8 protein-coding genes are annotated in these 7,143 nt (G+C 75.0%); 4 read left to right on the top strand and 4 right to left on the bottom strand.

The window, feature by feature from the left end; genetic code table 11:
- The first annotated feature begins 303 nt into the window (after positions 1 to 303).
- Positions 304 to 1,575 (top strand): YncE family protein, encoded by a 1,272-nt coding sequence (locus tag HUW36_RS21610; RefSeq protein ID WP_174529841.1) that lies wholly within the window; start codon positions 304 to 306, stop codon positions 1,573 to 1,575.
- A 16-nt stretch (positions 1,576 to 1,591) separates the two neighbouring features.
- On the opposite strand, the gene HUW36_RS21605 is transcribed toward HUW36_RS21610, so the two are convergent.
- Entirely contained in the window at positions 1,592 to 3,196 is a 1,605-nt protein-coding gene (locus tag HUW36_RS21605; protein WP_174529840.1) for an alpha/beta hydrolase, read from the bottom strand.
- A 19-nt stretch (positions 3,197 to 3,215) separates the two neighbouring features.
- A complete protein-coding gene (locus HUW36_RS21600) occupies positions 3,216 to 4,328 on the bottom strand; it encodes an ATP-dependent DNA ligase (protein ID WP_174529842.1) in 1,113 nt (370 codons plus the stop codon).
- 134 nt (positions 4,329 to 4,462) lie between these two features.
- On the opposite strand from HUW36_RS21600, the gene HUW36_RS21595 reads away from it, so the two are divergent.
- Together HUW36_RS21595 and HUW36_RS21590 are read left to right on the top strand one after the other, a co-directional pair.
- Complete coding sequence (locus HUW36_RS21595; RefSeq protein ID WP_174529839.1) at positions 4,463 to 4,675, top strand: hypothetical protein; 213 nt, start codon at positions 4,463 to 4,465, stop codon at positions 4,673 to 4,675.
- A gap of 100 nt (positions 4,676 to 4,775) precedes the next feature.
- Positions 4,776 to 5,198 (top strand): SRPBCC family protein, encoded by a 423-nt coding sequence (locus HUW36_RS21590; protein ID WP_174529838.1) that lies wholly within the window; start codon positions 4,776 to 4,778, stop codon positions 5,196 to 5,198.
- Here HUW36_RS21590 and HUW36_RS21585 read toward each other — a convergent pair.
- The gene (locus HUW36_RS21585) at positions 5,173 to 5,658 is read right to left on the bottom strand and encodes a GNAT family N-acetyltransferase (RefSeq protein ID WP_174529837.1); all 486 of its coding nucleotides are present in this window, start codon (positions 5,656 to 5,658) and stop codon (positions 5,173 to 5,175) included. The genes HUW36_RS21590 and HUW36_RS21585 overlap by 26 nt on opposite strands.
- A 68-nt stretch (positions 5,659 to 5,726) precedes the next feature.
- Between HUW36_RS21585 and HUW36_RS21580 the strand changes: the two genes are divergently transcribed.
- Entirely contained in the window at positions 5,727 to 6,227 is a 501-nt protein-coding gene (locus HUW36_RS21580) for a DUF1990 domain-containing protein (protein WP_174529836.1), read from the top strand.
- 4 nt (positions 6,228 to 6,231) lie between these two features.
- On the opposite strand, the gene HUW36_RS21575 is transcribed toward HUW36_RS21580, so the two are convergent.
- The coding region (locus HUW36_RS21575; RefSeq protein ID WP_174529835.1) for a DNA-3-methyladenine glycosylase family protein at positions 6,232 to 7,143 on the bottom strand (912 nt) is incomplete at its 5' end.

The raw sequence follows: 7,143 nt of genomic DNA, 5'->3' as shown, positions 1-7,143 counted from the left end.
CGGCCGGGAGGCGGGCCACCTCGGGGGAGTCCGCCCGGGCGGCCCGGGCCACCTCGTCCACGGCGGCGTCGTCGGCGGCCAGGTGACGCAGCAGCGCGCCGAACGCGGGGGCGCTTCCGGTCCGGGTCATCGGCGCCCGCCGCCCTCCCGTTGTCGTCGCGACACAACCGGGTCGGTCGGGCGTTGACGTCCGGTGCCTAGCCGCGCCGGCCGCCCGGTTGCTCTCCTGGTTGTTACCGCAAGGTAACACCGATCGAGCCACCGAGAAACGTCGATGTCCCACCCGGTTCCCAGGAGGCGTCCATGACCCCCGTGCCACCCCGGCCGTCCCGATCCCGCCGCCGCGCCGCCCTCGCCGCGCTGGCCGCCCTCGCCCTCGCCGTGCCCACCCCGCTGGTGGCTACGCCCACGCCCGCCGCCGCTGCCGTCGCGCTCCAGGAGGTGATGTTCGTCGGCAACAACTGGGACGGCACCGCCGACGTCATCCGCTCCCGGGGCGACTACGCTCGGCTCGGCCGGATCAACGTGGTCCCGGACCGGGCCGCGCGGCTGCGCGAGATCTACCTCAACCCGATCCGGCTGGCGTTCTTCCTCGGCATCCGGCAGGGCCCGGGGGAGGGACACGACCAGTTCGTCGACGACATGTACACCACCCCGGACGGCACCGCCCTGGTGGTGTCCCGGCCCAGCTTCGCCGACGTGGTCTCGATCGACCTGGCCACCGGCGCGATCCGCTGGCGGTTCCCGGTCTCCGGCTACCGCGCCGACCACATGGCCGTCTCGCCCGACGGCACCCGGGTCGCGGTCTCCGCCTCCACCTCGAACACCGTGCACGTGCTCGACATCCGCACCGGGGCGCAGCTCGGCTCGTTCGGCACCGGCGACAAGCCGCACGAGAACGTCTTCACCCGCGACGGCCGGTTGTGGAACATGTCCATCGGCGAGGTCAACACCGACCTCGACGCGCCCTGGCTCGACTGGACCAAGGGCGACCGCCGGATCACCGTCGCCGACGCCACCACGTACCAGGTGGTCAAGGTGATCGACATGCGCGACCGGCTGGACGCCGCGGGCCGCCGGGACCTCTCCGACGCGGTCCGCCCGGCGGTGTTCACCCCGGACGGCGGCAAGCTGTACTTCCAGGTCTCGTTCTTCACCGGCCTGGTCGAGTACGACGTGGTCACCGACCGGGTCGCCCGGGTCGCCACGCTGCCCAGGAACCCGGCCACCAGTGAGGACCGCACCACCTGGGTGAACGACTCGCGGCACCACGGACTGTCGGTCAGCCCCGACGGCACGCGGCTCTGTGTGGCCGGCACGATGGATGACTACGCGACGGTGGTGGACCGGGCCACGCTGCGCGAGGGTCCGCTGGTGCCGGCCAGCAAGCCGTACTGGGCCACGGTCAGCGGCGACGGCCGGGACTGCGTGATCTCCGAGTCCGGCGCGGACCAGGTCACCGCGATCAACTTCGCCACCGGGCAGAAGGTGGCAAGCGTCCCGGTCGGCGACCACCCGCAGCGCGTCCGGATCGGGCACCTGCCGCAGGGCTGGACCCCACCGGCGGCCGGCTGACCGGCCGCCGGCACCGTCACCGGGCGGGGCAGCGCAGCCCCTCCCGGGGAACGGTGAGCGAGATCAGGTACGCGTCGACGGCCGCGGTCACGCACCGGGTCTGCGGGTAGGCGGTGTGCCCCTCGCCCTCCCAGGTGAGCACCCGGCCGACGCCCAGCATCGAGGCCAGCGCGGCGGTCTGCTCGTAGGGCGTGGCCGGGTCGCCGGTGGTGCCGACCACCACGATCGGTGGTGCGCCGGTCGCCCGCCCGGTCGGGTACGGGTCCCGCCCGCCGGGCCACTCCACGCAGCCGAGCATCCCCACCGCCAGCGCCGGACCGAACAGCGGGTACTTCTGGCGCCACTGCGACTGCAACGACCGGACCTGCTCCCGGGTCGGCTTCTCGGTCTCGTCCGCGCAGTTGACCGCCAGGTTGGCGTCGAACAGGTTGGAGTAGTGCCCGTCGTCCTCGCGACCGGCGTACGCGTCGGCCAGCTTGAACACGCCGTCCGGGTCGCCACCCTGGAGGTCGTCGATCGCCCGGGCCAGCTCCTGCCAGCCCTGCTCGGTGTAGAGGGACGAGATCACCGCGTAGAACACCCAGCCGGCGGTCGCCTCCCGGCCGTCCTGCCCGCGTACCGGGGAGGTGTTGGCCTTGTCGATCGCGGCGGTGACCGCGCCGCGGGCGTCCGGCGCGATCGGGCAGCGGCCGGCGTTCGCCGCGCACCAGCGGGAGAAGTTGTCGAACGCCCGCTCGAAGCCCTTCGCCTGGCTCTCCGAGCCGGCGATCAGCTTCTGTCGCGGGTCGACCGCGCCGTCGAGCACCAGGGCCCGCACCCGCTGCGGGTAGAGCTGGGCGTAGGTGGCGCCGAGCAGCGTGCCGTAGGAGTAGCCCAGGTAGGTGAGCTTGTCGTCGCCGACCGCCGCGCGGACCGCGTCCATGTCCCGCGCGGCCTGCTCGGTGCCGTAGAGCGGGAGCTGGTCGCCGTACCTGGCGCCGCAGCGCTGCCCGATCCGCCGGTTGAGGTCGACGAGGCCGTCGAACGACGCCTGGCTCTCCGGATCGGGGTCGTAGCCGAAGCTGGCGTCCAGGTCGGCGTCGGGGATGCACTTGACCGGGCTGGACCGGGCCACCCCGCGCGGGTCGAAGCCGACGATGTCGAACCGGTCGGTGACCGCGGTCGGCAGACCCCCGAACGCCGGGCCGAAGGAGAGGTAGACCGCCGTGTCGACACCGGAGGCGCCGGGGCCGCCCGGGTTCAGCACCAGCGACCCGATCCGGTCGCGCTGCTTGGTGGAGCGGATCCGGATCAGCGCGATCTCGAACGTCTCGCCGGTGCCCGGCCCGGCGGTGGCGCCGGTGGCCGCGCCGGTGCCCCAGTTGCGGGGCACCGCGATCCGGGCGCACTCGTAGCGCATGTCGGCCGCGCCCCGGCCGACCAGCTCGTCGGGCACCTCCGGGCAGGACCGCCAGGTGGGCGCGCTGCCCGGCGGGGCCGCCTCGCCCTCGCTCTCGGCGCGCGGGGCGAACGCCGGCAGCGTGCAGCCGGCGGTGAGGACCACCGCGGCCACGAACGCGGCCAGGGTGGGCCGGAACCGGCGGGTCCGGTCGGGGAAGCCTGTCACGTGGGCGCCTTCCATGATCGTGTCGACCGCCAGGCTACGCCCGGCCGCGGGCGTCGCTCACCGTCGCCGCCGGATCCCCGCGCAGCACCTCGTCGACGTCGTAGCGGATCGGCCGGTCGAGCTGGCCGTAGTCGCAGGAGCGGGGGTCGCGGTCCGGCCGCCAACGCAGGAACCGCGCGGTGTGCCGCAGCCGGTCGCCCTCCATCGCGTCGTAGGCCACCTCCACCACCAGATCGGGGCGCAACGGCTCCCACTCCAGGTTCTTGCCGCCGGTCCACCGGCTCACCCCGCCCGGAATGCGCTGGCCCCGCTCGTGGTCGCCGTGCACCCACGGGTGGCCGCCGCCCACCTCGCGGTAGGGCTCCAGCTCGTCGAGCAGCTCCTGACGGCGGGCCATGGTGAACGAGGAGCTGACGCCGATGTGGTGCAGCACCCCGTCGTCGTCGTGGAGGCCGAGCAGCAGCGAGCCCACCACCGGACCGGACTTGTGCCAGCGGAAGCCGGCCACCACCGCGTCCATGGTGCGCGCGTGCTTGACCTTGGCCATCAACCGCTTGCCCGGCTCGTAGGGCACGTCGGCCGGCTTGACGATGAGCCCGTCCAGCCCGGCGCCCTCGAACACCTCGAACCAGCGCCGGGCCGTCTCCGGGTCGGTCGTCACCTGCGTCACGTGCACCGGCGGGCGGACCCCGGCCAGGGCCCGCTCCAACCGCTCCCGGCGCTGCCGGTAGGGCCGGTCGGTGAGCAGCTCGTCGTCGAGCGCGAGCAGGTCGAACGCGACGAAGTCGGCCGGGGTGGTCTCGGCCAGCAGCTTCACCCGGGAGGCGGCCGGGTGGATCCGCTGGGCCAGCAGTTCGAAGTCGAGCCGCGGCTGCCCGCCGGGGCCGTCCCGGCGGATCACGATCAGCTCGCCGTCGACCGCGCACCGGGGCGGAAGCTGGCGGAGCGCCTGCTCGACCACCTCGGGGAAGTAGCGGGTCATCGACTTGCCGCCCCGGCTGGCCAGCTCGACCTCGTCGCCGTCGCGGAAGATGATGCAGCGGAAGCCGTCCCACTTCGGCTCGTACGTCAGGCCGGGATCGGTGGGCAGCTCGGCCACGCTCTTGGCCAGCATCGGCTCGACCGGCGGGTTGATCGGCAGGTCCACGGCGACAGTCAACCAGACCCCACCGACGGTGGTGAGCCAGATCACCGTCCGCGCCGGGTGGCGTGTCCCGCCCCGGTCCCGTTCGTCACCCCCACCCGGATGGTGAAACCGCAGGTCAGAGCTACCGTCGCGGCGTGCCGGAGTGGAGCTGCGGATGCTGCGGACGCTGGCGGGTCAGCGTGGAGCTGGTGCGCGGGCGGTACCGCTACCGGCTGGTGCACCGCTACCCGCCGCAGCACGGCGGCGGTGCGAACGTCGTCGGAGAGGTGGGCTCGGTGACCGAGCTGGAACGGCTGCTCCGCCGGTACGCCCCGGTCGGGCTGGCCGACCTCCACGAAGCCGCCTGACAGGTTCCGCTCGACCGGCAGTCCGGGCGCCTCAAGTCAAGGACCGGCGGGCGGGCGAGCGGGCGTAGGCTGGGTGGACTGTCCATGGGGGAGGGACACCATGCGGTTCGTCGAGTCCGTCGAGATCGCCGCCGACGTCGACCGGGTCTGGGCGGTGCAGAGCGACGTCGAGCGCTGGCCGGAGTGGACGCCCTCGGTCACCGCCGCCCGCCGGCTGGAGCCCGGCCCGCTCGCCCTCGGCGCGACCGCCCGACTGGTCCAGCCCCGGCTGCGGCCGGCGGTCTGGCGGGTCACCGAGTTCGACCCGCCGTACGCGTTCGTCTGGGAGTCCGCGAGTGCGGGCGTGCGCAGCCGCGGCGAGCACCGCCTGGTGCGCCTCGACGACGGGCGGACCCGGGCCGAGCTGGCGTTGACGCAGAGCGGCCCGCTGGCCGGCCTGGTGGGGTTGCTCGGCGGCCCGATGATGCGCCGCTACCTGCGGCAGGAGGCGGACGGGCTCAGGCGTCGCTGCGAGCGGGGCTGACCTTCTCCAGCACCGCCAGGCGGTTGCCGTTCTCGTCCGGTCGGTGCGTCACCACCCGGTAGCCGCGTCGCACGTACAGGCCCAGGTTCTCGGCGCTCTCCGCGCCGGTGAACAGGGCGAACCGGGCCACCCGGCCGGTGCAGGCGTGCTCCACCGCGGCCAGCAGCCGGCCGCCGACGCCGTGGCCCTGCTGGTCGGGGGCGACCGAGAGGCGGCCGACGTGGGCGGTGTCCCCGTCGATCCGGGCCCGCACCGAGCCGATCAGGCGGGCGCCGCGTCGGGCGGCGAGCACCACGGCGGGGCCGGCCAGCGCCGTCCGGACCTCGTCCAGCGTCTCGGTGAGCGGGGGCAGGAACAGGTCGCGGTAGCGCTGCGCCTCGACCAGGTACGCGGCGCGTTGCACGGTGAGGATCTCGCCGGCGTCCGCGACGACGGCGGGGGCGATGGTCACGTCGGTCACCGGCACAGCTCACCACAACCGGTCCGGACGGCCGTACCCTGGCGGGTGTCCCGAGGAGAGGCGGCCGCATGCCCGAGCTGACGTACGCCGAGGTGGGTGCGACCCGCGACGGTGACCTGCCGGCCGGTTACCACCACCTGCGCCACCGGGTCCGGTTGCCCGACGGCGGCTTCCCGCTCGCGGCGGACGCGGTGCTCGGCTGGCGGCTGCACCGCGCCGCCGGCGTGGTCATGCGCACGGACGCCCCGCGCGCCGCCCCCGGCGTCCGGGTCACCCCGGGGCTGGGGGCCGGCCCGGCGCGCGTCTGGGGCCCGACCGAGGTGGTCTGGACGGTGGACGAGCCGGACCGGGCCGGGTTCGGCTACGGCACCCTGCCCGGGCACCCGGAGATCGGCGAGGAGGCGTTCCTGGTCACCCGGGGTCCCGACGGCACCTGGTTCGAGGTGACCGCGTTCAGCCGGCCGGCCCGGTGGTACGTGCGCGCCGCCGGTCCGGTCACCCGGGGCTTCCAGCTCGGGTACGCCTGGTGGCTGGGGCGTACGCTGCGCCGGCTGTGCGCCCGCCGGTGACCGGTCAGTAGCGGGCGAAGGAGCGGATCGGCGCGCGGGGGCCGTACTTGGGGGCCTGGATCCCGGCCGCCTCCAGCAGCACGCACACCCGTCCCCGGTGCCCCCGGAACGGCTCCAGCAGGGCCAGCATCCGGGCGTCGTCGCCGCGCGGTTCCCCGGCCAGCGCCCAGGCCACCGTGTTCGGCACGTGGTAGTCGCCGACGCTCACCGCGTCCGGGTCCCCGTACGCGATCCGCACCACCTCGGCGGCGGTCCACGGTCCGATGCCGGGGACGGCGGTGAGCCGGCGGGTGGCCTCGGCGGCGTCGGCGCAGCGTTCCAGCCGGTCCGCGACGGCGGCGGCCCGACGCAGCGTGTCGGCCCGCCGCTGCTCCACGCCGAACGGGTGGAAGACCCAGTAGGGCGTGGCGGCCACCGCGGCCGGCTCGGGCGGCAGCAGCAGCGGTTGCAGCGGGCCGGGCGCCGGCTCGCGGAAGTGCCGCACGGTCGCCGCGTACGCCCGGTAGGCCTCCTTGCCGGTGACCTTCTGTTCGAACACCGCCCGCAGCAGCCGGGGGAAGACCTGGCCGGTGGCGGGCATCCGCAGCCCGTGGTGCTCGTGGGCCAGCCGGGCGACCAGCGGGTGTGCGGCGGCCAGCGCGGGGAACCCGGTCAGGTCGTCGCGCAGCCCGGCCACCCGGTCGGCCCGCTCGACCACCCACGCCGCGCCCGGCCCGTACCCCTCGGCGACCAGGTCGCCGGCCTCCGGACGCAGCGCCAGGGTGCCCGGTCCGTCCGGGGTGCGGGTGGCCCACCAGAAGCTCCCGGCGGCGATCCGCGCGCACGGGTCGTACGGGCTGAAGGTCAGCGCGCGCACCGAGGCGGCCAGTCGGTAGCCGGCCGGAGGGCGCAGCGTGCGGCGGGCGGCGGGCGAGGT

It is taken from the genome of Micromonospora maritima (assembly GCF_902825405.1).
Lineage (GTDB): Bacteria > Actinomycetota > Actinomycetes > Mycobacteriales > Micromonosporaceae > Micromonospora > Micromonospora maritima.
This window is presented reverse-complemented; position numbering and strand designations above follow the sequence as displayed.